Genomic DNA, 14,766 nt, shown 5'->3' with positions numbered 1-14,766 from the left:
CGGGCGGTCCGTGAGAGACTGCCGCGATGACGGCCGACATCGAGCTCGCACGCATCGACGCCGGCACCGTCGCGCTGCACGACGCGCGCCGGAAGCTCCGGTGGAGCGTCGATCTCGAGCCGTTCGAGATCGGCGTCTACCCGGTCACGCAGGAGCAGCTCGGCGAGCTCCTCGGCGAGACCGCGACGCATCCCCGCCGGCCCGCCACGCGCGTGAGCTGGCTGCGCGCCATCCGGTTCTGCAACGCCGCGTCGGAGTGGGAGGGGCTCGACCCGGCCTACGGCTTCGACGGCGAGCAGGTCACCTGGCACGTCGACGCCGACGGGTTCCGCCTGCCGACCGAGGCGGAGTGGGAGTTCGCCTGCCGCGCCGGCTCGACCGCTCCGCACTACGGGCCGCTCGACGAGATCGCGTGGACGAGCGCCGACGGCGTGACGGCGCCGCAGGACGTCGGCGGGAAGCATCCGAACCTCAACGGCCTCTTCGACACCCTCGGCAACGTCTGGGAGTGGTGCTGGGACCTGCTCGACCCGGCACGGTACGACGACTACCGCGTCTTCCGCGGCGGCGGGTTCGCCGACGACGCGTGGAGCGTGCGCGCCTCGGTGCGCCGCGGGGGAGCACCGCGCATGCACCACGAGGACGTCGGGTTCCGCGTCGCCCGCGGCGGGTTCGATGCGACGGATGCCGCGCAGGGCTGGTCCGCGCAGGCCGACGCCGAGCGCGCGGCGGTCGACGGGCCGCTGCCGCCGGGCTGGACGCCGCGGCGCTGACGAGCGCGATGACCGGCGGCCTCGCGCACCTCCCGGCGCGCTCAGCCGTCGGCCGCCGCGCGCTGCGCGACGATGGCCGCCGCGATGCGCCCGATGAGCTCGACCGGCAGCTCGTCGCGGTGCCTGAACGTCACCGAGTCCGCGCCCGATCGGTACGGTGCGACCTCCGACTCGAGCGGTTCGGGCAGGGTGGGCACCGGGTAGATCCCGATGTGCTGCTTCCAGCCCGCGAAGTGCAGCGCATAGCGCCCGCCGAGCATGACGGCGGCGATGCCGTAGCGCACCTTCTCCTCGGGCTCCGGCACCTCGGCGACGATCGCCGCCCGTACCCGCCGCAGGCGGTCTGCGACGTCATCGGGGAATGCGGCGATGTACTCGTCGACGGTCTGCGCGGCCATGACGGCCATCGTGGCACCGGCGAGCCGTAGCCGCCAGCGGGATGGACGCGACCGCGCGTCGCGCGCAACCCCAGTTCTGGGGGAACGTTTTCCCTCGCCCATCCGAGCGAGAACGGGCAGGCTCGATTGCGACGGTCGTCGAGGACGACGACTCGTCGCTCGCCAACCCGAAGGAGAGACACCACATGCACCTGAAGAAGACCCTCGCCTGCGCCGCCGCGGCCGCGGGCGCCCTCGGACTCACCCTGGCCGGCGTCGCCGCCCCCGCGATCGCCGCGCCCCCGGAGGAGCGTCCCGGGCTCACCTACACCACGCAGCACACGCCCGTGTTCGACTACGACGAGTCGCGGGCCACCGGGCACTATGCGGCGACGGCCGATGGACTGGACATCTGGACCGAGGGCACGACCTCGACCGACAAGGTCGCGCTCTACCAGCTCGTCGACCTCGCCCTCGCGAGCGCCACGGACTTCGACCTCGACTACACCGCCGAGGCCGGCTCGCTGCCGGGCGGACAGCTCCTCGTCGACCTCGACGGCGACGGCACTCCGACCGGCTACCTCGTCATCGAGGACGTCTACGACGGCGGCATCTGGCTCAGCGCGAACTGGAGCGGCGACATCGACCTGGCCGAGGCCCCCGTCTCGGCGGTCGGCGGCGGCGGCGTCGACTGGGCCACGTTCGAGGAGTGGACGTCCGCCTTCCCGGACGCCCGCGTCCAGGCCGTGGGCTTCAGCCTGGGCAGCGGTGCCTACGGCGTGGGCACGGTGAACGGCATCACGGTGGGCGGCGAGACGGTCGACTTCGTCGAGACGTCGGTCGTCGTGACCAACCGCGACGGCGTGGTCGTTCCGGGTCACAACGGCTAGCCCGACTCGCTCGCGATCGATTCGGCGGGGCGTTCCGGCATGCCGGAACGCCCCGTTCGCCGCACCGAGGGCGAGTCCCCCCGGGAACCTGCGAATTCCCGTCCGCCACTAACGTTTCCGGCCGACGTGGCGTAGATTGCGATATATCGCGTCGACTCGCGCTATATCGCGTCGTCGTCGACGCGGGTGCGCAGCGACGAGGCGACGGGGAGGGGCGGGCGCATGGACCGGGATGACCGCAGCAGGTCGGGAGCGAGCCGACGGGGGAGTCGGAGATGAGCGGCCTCGAGGTCGTGCTCGCGGCGCTCGGCGTCATCGTGCTCCTCGGCATCGCGAGCTTCGTCACGCTCGTGCTCGTCGTTCGGCACGTCTACCGACGCATCCGTCACAGCCGCCGCGTCGACGGCGCACTCATGCGCGGTCGGGCCAAGGTGAGTCGAGGTCCGCAGCGGACGATCCTCGACCTGCGGGTGCGGCTCGACGACGCGCTCGCGAGCGGACAGGCCGCGATCGATCTCGCCGGGCAGGGCGGCGGTCCGCGCGGCGAGCTTCCGGGCATCTTCCGGCGCATCCGCGAGGCGGGCGCATCACTGGACGCGCAACTCCGTCTGATGGAGAGCGAGATCGACCGGTCCGTCCTCACCGCCGAACTCCCGGCCGCCGAGGAACGTGTCGGCCAGGTCGAGGCGCTCGTCCGTCGCATCCGCTCCGTCGTGGCATCCGCGCTCGCGGGGGCGAGCGACGACGGCCTCACCGGGCTGCGCGCCGACGTCGACCGAGAGGTCGCCGCGCTGAACGCCGGAGTCGAGGAACTCCACGCGCTCAGCCTGCGCGACGTCGCGCCCGAGCCGATCGGGCGGCCCACCACCACGGTCCGCGACCCCGCGACCGTGCACGACAGCTCACCCGTTCGAGACAAGGGGAACCGACCATGAGCGACAACACCTCCCGGATGCGGACCATCTTCCGGAGCAAGACCACGAAGGCCCTCGACAAGATCGAGGACCCGCGCGACACCCTCGACGACAGCTACGACCAGCAGGTGAAGCTGCTGCACGAGGTGCGCCGCGCGGTCGCCGAGGTGGCGACCGCGAAGAAGCGCATCGAACTGCAGGGGCAGGAGATGGGCGGTCGCTACCAGCGTCTCGGCGCGCAGGCCCGCGATGCGCTGACGCAGGGCCACGAGGACCTGGCGCGCGCCGCGCTCGAGCGCCGCGCCATGCTCGAGGGCGAGGTGTCGAAGCTCCAGACGCAGTACACGTCGCTCGAGAAGCAGGCCACGCAGCTCCAGGAGCGCGAGCGCCGTCTCACCGACCAGATCGCCGCGTTCCGCGTCGAGAAGGAGACCATCAAGGCGACCTACACCGCGTCGGCCGCGCAGGTGCGGGCGAACGAGGCGGTCGCCGGGCTCAGCCGGAACATCGACGACATCGGCACGAGCCTCGACCGAGCGCGCGACCGGGTCGCGCAGATGCAGGCCCGCGCGGCGGCGACCGACGAACTGCTCTCGAGCGGGGTGCTCAAGGACCTCACCGCCGCCCCTGATGCCGACATCGAGCGGCAGCTCGCCGCGATCTCCGCGCAGGCCGAGATCGACCGCCAGCTGCAGTCGATGAAGGGCTCGGCGGGCGAGACGGATGCCGGCGCCGGCGCCGGGCGCGTCGACGATGGCGGCAACGGCTGGCTGAGCATCGGACAGGGTCCGACGAACTGACGCAGGCGCGGGTCAGGCTCCGGTTCCGCCCTCAGGCCGAACCGGGGCCCGAATCCGGCGCGCCATCCCCACCCGCCGCACGTGCCGCCGCCGCGGCCCGCTCGACCCACTTCGGCACGTCGCCGTACCGCTGGAAGGGCACGAGCTGCCCGGCCGCACTGTGTTCGACGAGCTGCGACATCCGCCGTTCGCGCGTGGCGGCCTGCTTCGCCGACACCACCCAGTGCACGACGAGCTTGCGGTAGCTCGGCGTGGCCGCCTCCCAGAAGGCGGATGCCGCGGCATCCGCCTCGAGCACGGCTCCGAACTCGGGCGGGAGGGTCTGTTCGAGGTTCTCGAACGAGTAGATCGCCGAGCGGTCGTCGCGACGTCGCTCGAATGCGGCGATGCCGGCCGGCCGCATGCGACCCTCGGCCGTCAGGCGCTCGACGTGCGCGATGTTCACGGCCGACCAGTTGCTCGTCGGCTTCCGAGGGGTCCAGCGTTGTCGCCTCGCGATGTCGTCGATCCGCTGCGACACCGAGTCGATCCAGCCGAAGCACAGGGCCTCGGGCACCGCCTCCTCCCACGTGAGCCCGCGCTCGGGCGCGCCCTTCTTGTAGAGGCCCATCCAGAGTTCGGTTTCGGTCTCGTGGTTGGCCTCGAGCCACGCGCGGAACTCCTCGGGGCCCGAGAAGAAGAGCGCCGGCCGCTCGGGCGTGCCCCCGGGTGTGCCGATCGTGCCGGTCATGCCCCGAGTCTGGCAGGGACCACCGACGTGGGTTCGGCTCAGTTCGGCCGACGAGCGGACTTCCGGTGGCCGCGCCGATCGTCCGCCGCGGCATCCGCCCTGCGGGCAATTCGTCCCGACTGCTTTTGCCATCGTTGACGCGAAAGTTGTCGAACCGATAGACAGAGCCCACGTTCGACCCAGCGGTTCCGCAGGCCGGGGAGGACGGCCGGAGTCGGGGGTCGACGGCATTCCGCGGGATCCCCGAACGCGCAGGCTCCATCTCAGGATCACCGCAACGAGGGGGAAGACAGTGTCCACGATGAGACGCAGGGTGCTCGGGGGGTCGGCGGCGTTCGCCGCGCTCGCCGGGCTCGTCCTGACCAGCATGACGCCCATCAGTCCGGCGAGCGGCACCGAGCCGCTGCCGGAGCTCGTCCGCGACGCCGGCGACGAGGTCGCCGTCGTCGAGGTCGTCGTCGCCGATGCCGGCGAGCTCGACCGCCTGGTCGACACCGGCGTCGACCTCGACCACGCCGCCCACGCGAACCCCGACGGCACCATCACGGCGCACGCGGTCGTGAGCGACGGCGAGGCCGAGGCGCTCCGCGCCCGCGGGTTCGCGGTCGGGAAGTCTTTGCACGACGAGGACGACACCGAGGCCGTGCTCGCCGAACGCGACGCGACCATCGCCGAGGCGGTGGCCGCGAACGAGGAGTTCGCCGAGGCCGCTGAGGCGGCCGACGTCTCCGACGTCAGGATCATCCGCGCCGACTACTACACGTCGTTCGGCGTCGGCTACCTCTCCGTCGAGGCCAAGTGGGCCGACGGTCAGACCAGTTCGTCGCAGCTCACCGTCGAGCGCGACAGCGGGCCGGGCACCGAGGTCGGCTCGGGCGGCACGCAGAACATCAACCGGTTCGTCGACGCCGGCGTGTACCTGTACCACCGTGGCGCCGCCGACGTCGAGAGCCGCCCCGACACCGTCCGCATCACCAGCCCGAGCGGGGATGTCGCGACCGCGACGGTCACCGACTGGCTCCCGATCGAGGGCGACGGCGCGTACGGTCCGAACTACCAGACGGACTTCATCACGTCGTACCTCACGCCGACCGAGCTCTACGACCGGGTGAAGACCCTGGCCGCGGAGTTCCCGCAGATCGCCGAGATCGTCGAGCTGCCCTACGAGACGAACGGCTACCGTCGTCTCGCGCAGGCGCTCCTCGGCTCGACGAGCTCCAACCGGGTCGGCATCGACTCGCTCGCCTGGGGGCACGAGGGCGGCAACGACCTGAGCGTCGCGTTCGTCGATCCCGGTGCCGCCCATTCGCCGCTGTCCGTATCCGTCTCCGGTGACGACATCACGGTGTCGCTCGCGACCGGGTCGTCCGGCGCGATCACGAGCACGGCGGCGGAGGTCGTCGCGGCGATCAACGCCTCGCCCGCGGCATCCGCCCTCGTCGTCGCCTACACCTACCGCGGCAACGCCGGTGGCGGCGTCGTCTCGGCAGGCTCGGCCGACCTCACCGACGGGCTCTCGGCACCCGAGAGCGTCTCGCGCGACCCGCACCCGGTCTACGCGATCCGCATCGGCAAGACCCGTGACGGGTCGAAGCCGGGCGTGCTCGCATACGCCCAGGAGCATGCGCGCGAGTGGGTGCCGCCCCTCGTCGCCGTCGAGACCGCCGAGCGGCTGCTGCGCAACTACGCGCAGGACGCCGAGACGAAGAAGCTCGTGAACGCGCTCGACATCTGGATCGTCCCGTCGGTCAACCCCGACGGCGGCCACTACTCGTTCTACGACTTCAACTCGCAGCGGAAGAACATGTTCAACCACTGCGAGCTGACGGGCAGCGCCGACTTCAACGCCAGGAACAGCTGGGGTGTCGACAACAACCGGAACTACGACACCTACAGCCTGTTCGACGGGTACAACGGTGCCTCGACCTCGTGCACGAGCAGCACCTACGCCGGTCCGAGCGAGCTCAGCGAGCCGGAGAGCGCCAACATCGACTGGATCGCGTCGGAGAACGACAACATCCGGTTCGCGATGAACCTGCACAGCTCGGGCAACTACTTCATGTGGTCGCCGGGCGCGTACATCACACCCGGCCGCATCTCGGCGCCGCGTCCGACGCTCGAGGAGGAGTCGTACTTCTGGGGCGCCTCGTCACGGATCCTCACCGAGATCAAGCGGTACCGCGGGATGTCGGTGACGCCCGCGCGCACCGGCCCGATCTCGGACGTGCTGTACTCGGCGGCCGGGAACTCCGGCGACATGCTCTGGTACAAGCACGGGATCTACGCGTGGAATTTCGAGGTCGGAACCCAGTTCCAGCCCCCGTTCGAGAACGAGGACCCGAACGGCGCATCGGCGCACGCCGAGTCGCAGGAGTTCGCGAACGGCCTCGTCGAGCTCATGCGCGTCGCGCGCGACTTCGAGACCGACTCGAAGCGTCCGACGAGCAAGGTCGTCGTCTCGGCGAGCGCCGAGCCGGGCATGGTCGACGTGATGTTCGACACCTCGGAGTCGGCGGCGGTGTTCTACACGGTGGACGGCTCGAAGCCGACCTACGCGTCGACGCTGTACGCCTCGGCCGGCATCCGGGAGGGCGCCGAGACGATCACGGTGCCGGCGGGCACGCGGATCAACTGGTTCTCGGTCGACTCGGCGGGCAACGTCGAGAAGAACTACAAGCCCGACGGCAGCGGGACGAACTTCAGCACGACCACGGTGAACGCGCCGAGCTGATCCGCCCTGTCAGACCCGAACCGGCTGCGGCCGCGGCGTCCGAACGGATGCCGCGGCCGCGGTCGTCGGCGTAGGGTGTCGCCATGTCCGACACCGCCATGCCCGACGCCATCCGGGCGTTCGTCGACACCACCAACGCCGGTGACTCCGAGGGGTTCGTCGCCGCCTTCACCGAGGACGCGTACCTCAACGACTGGGGGCGCGAGTTCCACGGTCGCGACGGCGTCGCGAGCTGGAACGAGACCGACAACATCGGCCGGCAGGCCCACTTCGAGGTGCACGGCATCAGGGCCGGGCGGATGCCGGAGCAGTACCTGCTCAACGTGACCGTGTCAGGCGAGGGCTACAACGGCCCGGGCACGTTCACGTTCGACCTGCGCGACGGGCTCATCGCACGGTTCCTCATCGCGTAGTCCGCCCCCGTCGCCGCCGGCCGAGGCTTGCACAGGGACACGCGACGGCGCACACTGCAACCATGACCACTGAGGCCGATGAGCAGCAGGCCGTCGAGCACGTCGTGACCCGCCTGCTGGAGCGCTTCCCCTCCCTCGCCGAAGATCACATCCATGCGATCGTCGACGAGGAGCATCACCGGTTCGACGGTCGACCGGTCCGCGACTTCGTTCCCGTGCTCGTCGAGCGCGCGGCGCGCCAGCGCCTCGCGACCGAGGCGCCGATCGTGCGTGTCGACCCGGATGCCGCGGAGCTCGCGGCCGCCGACCAGGTGCGCCGCACGGGCGGAGCCGAGGCCGACCCGATGGAGGTCGCCCGCCGCAGCGAGGCGGACGGCGGCGACTTCCTGTTCGGCGACCTCGGCGGCCGAGCGTCCTGACGGGACCTTCCGCCGGTGGCCGGACGCCACCGGACGTACCATGGCAGGACCACGCCCCGACCCGCAGACGGGAGTCGCCATGGTCCAGGTCCGCGTCCTCGGGATCGCGCTCGACGCGGCCCGGCAGCACATCGTGCTGCTGAAGCCGCTGGGCGAGGAATCGGCCGAGGGGCGCGTGCTGCCGATCTGGATCGGCGAGCAGGAGGCCACGTCCATCCTGATCGCGCTCGGCGGTGACCACGCCCCGCGCCCGCTCACGCACGACCTGATGGTCACCCTCATCGAGGCCGTGGGTGGCAACATCGAGCGCATCGACGTGACCCGCATCGAGGAGGGGACGTTCTACGCCGAGCTGACGCTCGTCACGCCGACGGGTCCGCTCGTGATCGATTCGCGGCCGTCGGATGCGATCGGCATGGCCGTGCGCGTGGATGCGCCGTTGTTCGTCGCCGAGGCCGTGATGGATGACGCGGGCATCCCCGCCGAGATGGTCGAGCACCACGACAGCGAGGACGAGGAGAAGCTCGAGGAGTTCAAGAAGTTCCTCGAGGACGTCGACCCGGAGGACTTCCAGGGCTGATCCCGCGCTCGTGCGTGACACGAACGGCCGTCGCACTCCAGACTGTGGAGCACCGTCTTCACGAAGGAGTGATCAATGGGTCCACTGACGACGATCGGCTTGCCGGTCGCCTTGGGCGTCATCATGTTCGGCCTCGGCCTGAGCCTCACCCCGCGCGACTTCGCGCGCGTCGCGACGCAGCCGAAGGCGGTGATCGTCGCCCTCGCGTGCCAACTGCTCCTCCTGCCGGCCGTCTGCTTCGGGCTCGTGCTCCTCTTCGACCTGCCGCCGGTGCTCGCGGTCGGCATGATGCTGCTCGCCGCCTCGCCCGGCGGCACGACCGCGAACCTGTACTCGCACCTGTTCCGCGGCGACGTCGCACTGAACATCTCGCTGACGGCGCTCAACTCCGTGATCGCGGTGTTCACGCTGCCGCTCATCGCGAACCTCTCGATCGCCTACTTCCTTCCCGGTGACGACGGCCTCGGCCTCCAGCTCGCGAAGACGATCGAGGTGTTCGCGATCGTGCTGCTCCCGGTGGTCGCGGGCATGCTGGTGCGTCGCTGGAAGCCCGCGTTCGCGGACCGGATGGATCGGCCGGTCCGGATCGCCTCGATCGTGATCCTCGTCGTCGTGATCGCCGGCGCGATCGCCTCGAACCTCGAACTGCTCGTCGACAACTTCGGTCGCCTCGCCGGGATCACGGTCCTCTTCTGCGTGCTGAGCCTCGGCATCGGCTACCTGGTGCCGCGCCTGCTCAGAATCGACCGCCGCCAGTCCGTCGCGAGCTCGTTCGAGATCGGCATCCACAACGCCACGCTCGCGATCGTGATCGCGCAGACCGTCATCGGCAGCGTCGAGATGAGCCTGCCGGCCGCCGTGTACGGGGTGCTCATGTTCTTCGTCGCGCTCGGCTTCGGCTTCCTGATCCGCGGTAGGGCGGGGGATGGCGCGGCCGCGCCGGCGACGGACGACGTGGCGGGCGAGCCGTCCGCCGACGCGCCCTCGACCGGATCGAGCCGCGACCTGCGAGCCGACTGACGCCGCAGCGTCGAGGTGCCCTCGTAGCATGGGCGGGTGAGCGTGCTGTGGGTCGTCGCCGGGGTCGTCCTGATCGTCATGGGCCTCGACGAGGTCTTCCACACGGTGCTGCATCCGACCGGGCGCGGGCGGCTCTCGCACCTCGCGGCGAGTTCCACGTGGGGCCTGACCTCGCGGTTCGGGCGACGAGGGCGCACGATCGCCGGCCCGGTGGCCGCCGTGGCGGTCGTCACGGTCTGGGCGGTGCTGCAGATCGCCGGTTGGGCGCTCGTCTACTTCCCGTTCGTGCCCGACGGCTTCGCCTACAACGAGGGCATCGACCCCGAGTCGTACCCGCTCATCGTCGAGGCGCTGTACTTCTCCGTCGTGAACATGTCGACGGTCGGCCTGGGCGACGTGTACCCGACCGACCCGTGGCTTCGCGTGTTCGCGCCGCTGCAGGGACTGATCGGCTTCGCCCTGCTCACCGCCGCGGTCGCCTGGTTCCTGCAGCTGTACCCCGACCTCGGTCGTCGCCGGACCCTCGCGCTCCGCATCGCGCTCATCCAGCGAGCCGACACGGCGGGGCACCTGCTGAACATGGAGTCGGCCACCTCGAGCGGCCTGCTCGACTCCCTGACCGCCGATCTCGCGCAGTGCCGCGTCGACGTGTGGCAGAACTCGGAGTCGTACTACTTCACCGAGGCGGAGCCGACCGCCTCACTCGCCGCGCAACTGCCCTCTGCGCTGCACCTGGCCAGGCTCGCCCGGCGCTCGTCGGACCGGACCGTCCGGAACAGCGGCCAGATGCTCGAGGAGGCGATCGACGATTTCGCGAGCGTGCTCCGTGAGCGATTCATGCGATCCGCCGACGACACCGTCGCGGTCCTGCGCGAGTACGCGCGGCAGCACCGCCAGCAGCCGACCGTCGATGACGCGCTGACGCGCTGACATCCCAACCTTCGCGGCACGACGTCCCTGCGCGGCAGAATGGCCGACATGGATGCCGCGTTCCCCGCCCTGACCGACATGCCCGCGCCGCAGTTCGTCATGTCGGGGGAGGGGCGCCGCATCGCGACGTACTCGTGGGGCGAGGAGGATGCGCCGACCGTGCTGTGCGTGCACGGCTTCGCGTCGAGCTGCCGCGACAACTGGGTGAGCACCGGATGGGTGCGCGACCTGCTGCGCGCCGGGTACCGGGTGCTCGGCCTCGACCAGCGCGGCCACGGGGCGAGCGACACGCCGCACGAGGCATCCGCCTACGGCATGGACGCGTTCGTCGACGATCTCGTGACGGTGCTCGACACCTACCTCGTCGACACCGTGCGCTACGTCGGGTACTCGCTCGGCGCCCGGGTCGGCTGGCAGGCCGCCGTGCAGGTGCCGCAGCGCATCGAGCGCGCGGTGCTCGGCGGCATCCCCGACGGGCGGCCCCTCGCCCGCATGCAGATCGAGCAGGCGCGTGCCTACGCCGAGCACGGCACACCGGTCGACGACCCGGTCACGCGCAACTACGTGACGCTCGCCGAGCGGGTCGACGGCAACGACCTGCTCGCGCTCGTCGCGCTCGCCGAGGGGATGCGCGCGGGCGACGCCGACCCGGACCCGTCGAACCCGCCGCCCCAGCCGATCCTGTTCGCGACCGGCACCGAGGACGCGATCATCGAGCAGTCGCGCGCGCTCGCCGCGGCGACGCCGAGTGGGTCGTTCGCCGAGATCCCAGGCCGGCATCACTTCAACGCGCCGGGTTCACGGGAGTTCCGGACGACGGCGATCACGTTCCTCTCGGACCGAGCCCGGTCGGCCGGCTGAGTCGACCGGCGTCAGGCCGGCTCGAAATACAGGTGCGCGTGCAGGCGGCACCGTGGGTTGAACGCGGCGCCGCACTCGGGGCACGCGTCGACGTCGACGTAGGTCGCGATCGGGAGCTCGGCACCGCAGGCGCCGCACAGGACGGCGCGGGCGTCGCGCTCGGCGATCGGCCACTGCCGAGCCGGGTGCCCGGCGGCCTCCTCGTGGCAGCGGTGGCAGGGGTAGTACTCGCCGCAGCAGGCGAAGCGGATGGCGACGATGTCGACCTCGGTGCGGTAGTGCACGCAGCGCGTCTCGTCGTCGACGACCGCGCCGAGCACGCGCGGCCGTGCGGACGGGGACTCGTGCGTCATGCCTCCATCATCGCCGACGGCGCATCGCCGGAACGGCACGGGCTCAGCCGCGGAACACCAGGATCGGCAGCAGCACGAACGCCGACCAGAACAGGCCGGCGACGAGCACCGTGCCCGTGAGCGCGACGAGTGCCAGGCCCCACGGGCGCACGCGCAGCGCCCCGACGACGAGCAGGACCGAACCCGCCGCGATCTGGAACCACCACCAGACGGCGCTCGTCGTGTCGGCGACGACCGTGAGCCCGTACACGCCCTCTCCGATGAGCACCCCGGCGAGCACCGAGGTGCCGAGCGCGAGCTGCATCCCCCGGCGTCGGAGCGCGTGCGCCGCGCATCCGATGACCGGCCCGGTGATCGCGCCGATGATCACCCAGGTCGTCGGGTCGAACGCGATGCCGCGCCATCCGGATGCCACGGCGTAGCCGAGCGTCAGCGCGACGAAGCCCGCGCCGCCCGCGATCGCGGCCTCGGGATACCCGCGCGCGAGCAGGAGCACGAGGATGGCGGTCGGGATCGTCCACCCGCCTGCCGAGTTCGCCAGCGACGCCGTCTCGGGCGGGAGCAGCAGCTGGCCCCACGAGGTGAGTCCGCCGAGCACGAACGCGATGGCGGCGACGAGCAGGATCCGACCCGCGGCCGAGAACCACGGGTGCCGCGGCGCACGGAGGGAGGCGGGAGCTGCCGCCGCGGCGTGCGGATCGGGGGGCGTCGCACCGGCCCAAGTGGCGCCGTCGCCGGACGCCCCCGGGCCGGGCGCACCTGCGACGACCCCACCCGGTGCGGGTGCCCGACCCGTGCCTCGTGCCATGCACCGCACGCTAGACGCGAAGCACGGGGACCGCGTCATCCGCTCGGCTGACTCGCAGGAGGTCGTGACCGCACCGTGACCGACGTCGCCGCGCGTACACCGCGCGCGGCCCGCCCGCTCACGCGCGCAGCACGAGCAGGCTCGTGAGGTACGCGAGGTAGGCGACGACGAACGCGGCGCCCTCGACGCGCTGCATCCGCCGTCCGGTGAGGAAGACCGGGATGCACGCGAGCGTCGCCGCGACCATGACCGGCAGGTCCACGGTCAGGATGCCCTGGTCGACCGGGATGCCGTCGGCGGGGATGAGGCTCGTGATGCCGAAGATGAACAGGATGTTGAAGACGCTGCTGCCGAGCAGGTTTCCGACGGCGATGTCGCGCTCCCGGCGGATGGTCGCGACGATCGCCGTGACGAGCTCGGGCGACGACGTGCCGATCGCGACGATCGTGAGACCGATCACCGACACCGGGATGCCGAACCCCTCCGCGAGCGCGACCGCGCCGTCGACGAGCCAGTCGGCACCGACGACCACGATGCCGATGCCGGCCACCAGTTGCACGGCATCGCGCGCGGCGTGGCGGCGGGCCGCGGCGACGCGGGCACGCGGCTCGCCGAACTCGCGCGCGAACTCGGCACGGGCCGCGAGGCCCTCGCGGTGCGCGGCGCGGACGATGAGGGCCGTGTAGGCGGCGCCGAGCACGATGAGCAGCGCGCCGTCGAAGCGCGTGACGACGCCGTCGGCGCAGAGCAGGAGCAGCGTCACCGCGGCGACGACCATCGCCGGAAGGTCGAGCCGGATCGCGTGCGAGCGCAGCGTGAGGGGGCGGATGAGCGCGGCGATGCCGAGGATGAGCAGCACGTTCAACGTGTTCGTGCCGACGATGTTGCCGAGCGCGAGGGAGCCGGTGCCCTGGAGCGCGGCGTCGATGCCGATCGCGAGCTCCGGCGCGCTCGTGCCGAGCGAGACGATCGTCACGCCGATGACCATCGGCGAGACGCCGAGCCGGGCGGCGAGACGCGTGCCGCCGCGGACGAGGAGTTCTGCCCCGCCGACGAGCGCGACGAGGCCCACGACGAGCAGCCAGCCTCCGGACATCCCGCTCCCTCCGCCGCGCCGGTCGTCGATCCGTCGTTCGACAGTAGGGCCATTCGCAGCGAATCCGCAGGTGCGCGGGCGGCGCGACCGCCTACCGTCGGAAGCATGGCCGGGGCAGGACGCGACGGCGCCGGGGACGGCGCGGGCCGTCCCCGGTGGAGCCCGCTGCGGCGTCGCGACGATGAGCCGCCCGCGTGGACCCGCGCGCTCGCCGAGGGCGACGACGCGGGCCTCTTCGGCCCTGGCAGCGCCGTGTGGGCGGTGAACGGCGCCCTGCCGACGCTCGTGGCGGGCGTCCGCGCGCTCCTGCTGCAGACGCTCCATCCGGGTGCCATGGCGGGCGTGCACGACCACTCCCGCTACCGCGAGGACCCGCTCGGCCGGCTCGACGGCACGGTGCGCTGGGTCGCGACGACGACGTTCGGCGACCGGGCGGCCGCGGCGGGTGCGTGCGCCGCGGTGTCCCGCCTGCACGAACGCGTGACCGGGACGTACGTCGATGCCCGTGGCGAGGTGCGCCCGTACGCCGCCAACGACGAGGACCTGCTGCGCTGGGTGCACGACGCGTTCACCGAGGCGTTCATCGGCGCACACGAGCGCTGGGGCGGACCGATCCCGGGCGGCGCCGACGCGTACGTGCGCGAGTGGGCCGAGGTCGGGCGCCTCATGGGCGTGCGCGAGCCGCCGACCTCGCTCGCCGGGCTCCGCGCGGAACTCGACGGCTTCCTCGCCGACGCCCGACCCGACGAACGCGTCGCCGAGGCGGTGCGCTTCATCCGCCGGCCGGGCCTGCCGGGCGTCGTGGGCCGGATCTACCCGATCCTCTTCGGCGGTGCGGTCGCGTCGCTGGGTCCGCGGGAGCGCGCCCTGCTCGGCCTGCGGCGACCGTGGTGGCCGGCGATCACGCTCACGCGGATCGTGCTCGCGATCGGGGTGCGGAGGTTCGGTCGGATGTCGCCGAGCGAGCAGAACGCGCGGGCGCGCCTGGCACGGCTCGCGGGCGCGGCCGAGTCGGCGCCGTCCGCGTAGCCGACGCCACGTGGTGCACCTGACGGATGGTCCACCCGCCGG

The 14,766-nt window shown here is 71.8% G+C and carries 17 protein-coding genes; 12 read left to right on the top strand and 5 right to left on the bottom strand.

Annotated elements, in window-relative coordinates; genetic code table 11:
- Positions 1-26: 26 nt before the first annotated feature.
- A complete protein-coding gene (locus tag ACIQH8_RS04115; protein ID WP_400995117.1) occupies positions 27-773 on the top strand; it encodes a formylglycine-generating enzyme family protein in 747 nt (248 codons plus the stop codon).
- Positions 774-814: 41 nt separating this feature from the next.
- Here ACIQH8_RS04115 and ACIQH8_RS04110 read toward each other — a convergent pair whose 3' ends face one another.
- Positions 815-1,171 (bottom strand): iron chaperone, encoded by a 357-nt coding sequence (locus ACIQH8_RS04110; RefSeq protein WP_400995115.1) that lies wholly within the window; start codon positions 1,169-1,171, stop codon positions 815-817.
- 185 nt (positions 1,172-1,356) lie between these two features.
- Between ACIQH8_RS04110 and ACIQH8_RS04105 the strand changes: the two genes are divergently transcribed.
- The 3 genes from ACIQH8_RS04105 (at position 1,357) to ACIQH8_RS04095 (ending at position 3,754) form a co-directional block, all read left to right on the top strand.
- A complete protein-coding gene (locus ACIQH8_RS04105; protein WP_400995113.1) occupies positions 1,357-2,040 on the top strand; it encodes a hypothetical protein in 684 nt (227 codons plus the stop codon).
- Positions 2,041-2,315: 275 nt separating this feature from the next.
- Positions 2,316-2,975, top strand: a complete 660-nt coding sequence (locus ACIQH8_RS04100; protein WP_400995111.1) for a hypothetical protein — start codon at positions 2,316-2,318, stop codon at positions 2,973-2,975.
- Positions 2,972-3,754, top strand: a complete 783-nt coding sequence (locus ACIQH8_RS04095; protein WP_400995108.1) for a PspA/IM30 family protein — start codon at positions 2,972-2,974, stop codon at positions 3,752-3,754. Before ACIQH8_RS04100 ends, ACIQH8_RS04095 begins: the two co-directional genes overlap by 4 nt.
- Positions 3,755-3,785: 31 nt before the next feature.
- Here the strand turns inward: ACIQH8_RS04095 and ACIQH8_RS04090 are convergent, their stop codons facing one another.
- The gene (locus tag ACIQH8_RS04090; RefSeq protein ID WP_400995106.1) at positions 3,786-4,484 is read right to left on the bottom strand and encodes a YdeI family protein; all 699 of its coding nucleotides are present in this window, start codon (positions 4,482-4,484) and stop codon (positions 3,786-3,788) included.
- Between the two features lie 301 nt (positions 4,485-4,785).
- Between ACIQH8_RS04090 and ACIQH8_RS04085 the strand changes: the two genes are divergently transcribed.
- From ACIQH8_RS04085 to ACIQH8_RS04055, 7 genes are all read left to right on the top strand, one after another.
- Positions 4,786-7,215, top strand: coding sequence for a M14 family metallopeptidase (locus ACIQH8_RS04085; RefSeq protein ID WP_400995103.1), 2,430 nt, complete (start codon positions 4,786-4,788; stop codon positions 7,213-7,215).
- An 83-nt stretch (positions 7,216-7,298) separates the two neighbouring features.
- On the top strand, positions 7,299-7,628 hold the full coding sequence (locus tag ACIQH8_RS04080) for a nuclear transport factor 2 family protein (protein ID WP_400995100.1): 330 nt from the start codon (positions 7,299-7,301) through the stop codon (positions 7,626-7,628).
- 62 nt (positions 7,629-7,690) lie between these two features.
- A complete protein-coding gene (locus tag ACIQH8_RS04075) occupies positions 7,691-8,047 on the top strand; it encodes a three-helix bundle dimerization domain-containing protein (protein WP_400995097.1) in 357 nt (118 codons plus the stop codon).
- 40 nt (positions 8,048-8,087) lie between these two features.
- Complete coding sequence (locus tag ACIQH8_RS04070; protein ID WP_400995095.1) at positions 8,088-8,627, top strand: bifunctional nuclease family protein; 540 nt, start codon at positions 8,088-8,090, stop codon at positions 8,625-8,627.
- A 75-nt stretch (positions 8,628-8,702) separates the two neighbouring features.
- Positions 8,703-9,647, top strand: coding sequence for a bile acid:sodium symporter family protein (locus ACIQH8_RS04065; RefSeq protein ID WP_400995093.1), 945 nt, complete (start codon positions 8,703-8,705; stop codon positions 9,645-9,647).
- Between the two features lie 36 nt (positions 9,648-9,683).
- A complete protein-coding gene (locus ACIQH8_RS04060) occupies positions 9,684-10,577 on the top strand; it encodes a potassium channel family protein (RefSeq protein WP_400995091.1) in 894 nt (297 codons plus the stop codon).
- A 48-nt stretch (positions 10,578-10,625) separates the two neighbouring features.
- Positions 10,626-11,438 (top strand): alpha/beta fold hydrolase, encoded by an 813-nt coding sequence (locus ACIQH8_RS04055; protein WP_400995088.1) that lies wholly within the window; start codon positions 10,626-10,628, stop codon positions 11,436-11,438.
- Positions 11,439-11,449: 11 nt separating this feature from the next.
- Here the strand turns inward: ACIQH8_RS04055 and ACIQH8_RS04050 are convergent, their stop codons facing one another.
- The 3 genes from ACIQH8_RS04050 to ACIQH8_RS04040 form a co-directional block, all read right to left on the bottom strand.
- Entirely contained in the window at positions 11,450-11,791 is a 342-nt protein-coding gene (locus ACIQH8_RS04050) for a CHY zinc finger protein (RefSeq protein WP_400995085.1), read from the bottom strand.
- Positions 11,792-11,834: 43 nt separating this feature from the next.
- The gene (locus ACIQH8_RS04045) at positions 11,835-12,599 is read right to left on the bottom strand and encodes a DUF6518 family protein (RefSeq protein ID WP_400995082.1); all 765 of its coding nucleotides are present in this window, start codon (positions 12,597-12,599) and stop codon (positions 11,835-11,837) included.
- Between the two features lie 118 nt (positions 12,600-12,717).
- On the bottom strand, positions 12,718-13,695 hold the full coding sequence (locus tag ACIQH8_RS04040; RefSeq protein ID WP_400995080.1) for a calcium/sodium antiporter: 978 nt from the start codon (positions 13,693-13,695) through the stop codon (positions 12,718-12,720).
- Positions 13,696-13,800: 105 nt separating this feature from the next.
- Between ACIQH8_RS04040 and ACIQH8_RS04035 the strand changes: the two genes are divergently transcribed.
- Positions 13,801-14,724, top strand: coding sequence for an oxygenase MpaB family protein (locus ACIQH8_RS04035; protein ID WP_400995078.1), 924 nt, complete (start codon positions 13,801-13,803; stop codon positions 14,722-14,724).
- The last annotated feature ends 42 nt before the right edge of the window (positions 14,725-14,766 follow it).

This window comes from Agromyces sp. GXQ0307 (assembly GCF_044769845.1).
In the GTDB taxonomy this organism is placed as follows: domain Bacteria; phylum Actinomycetota; class Actinomycetes; order Actinomycetales; family Microbacteriaceae; genus Agromyces.
This window is presented reverse-complemented; position numbering and strand designations above follow the sequence as displayed.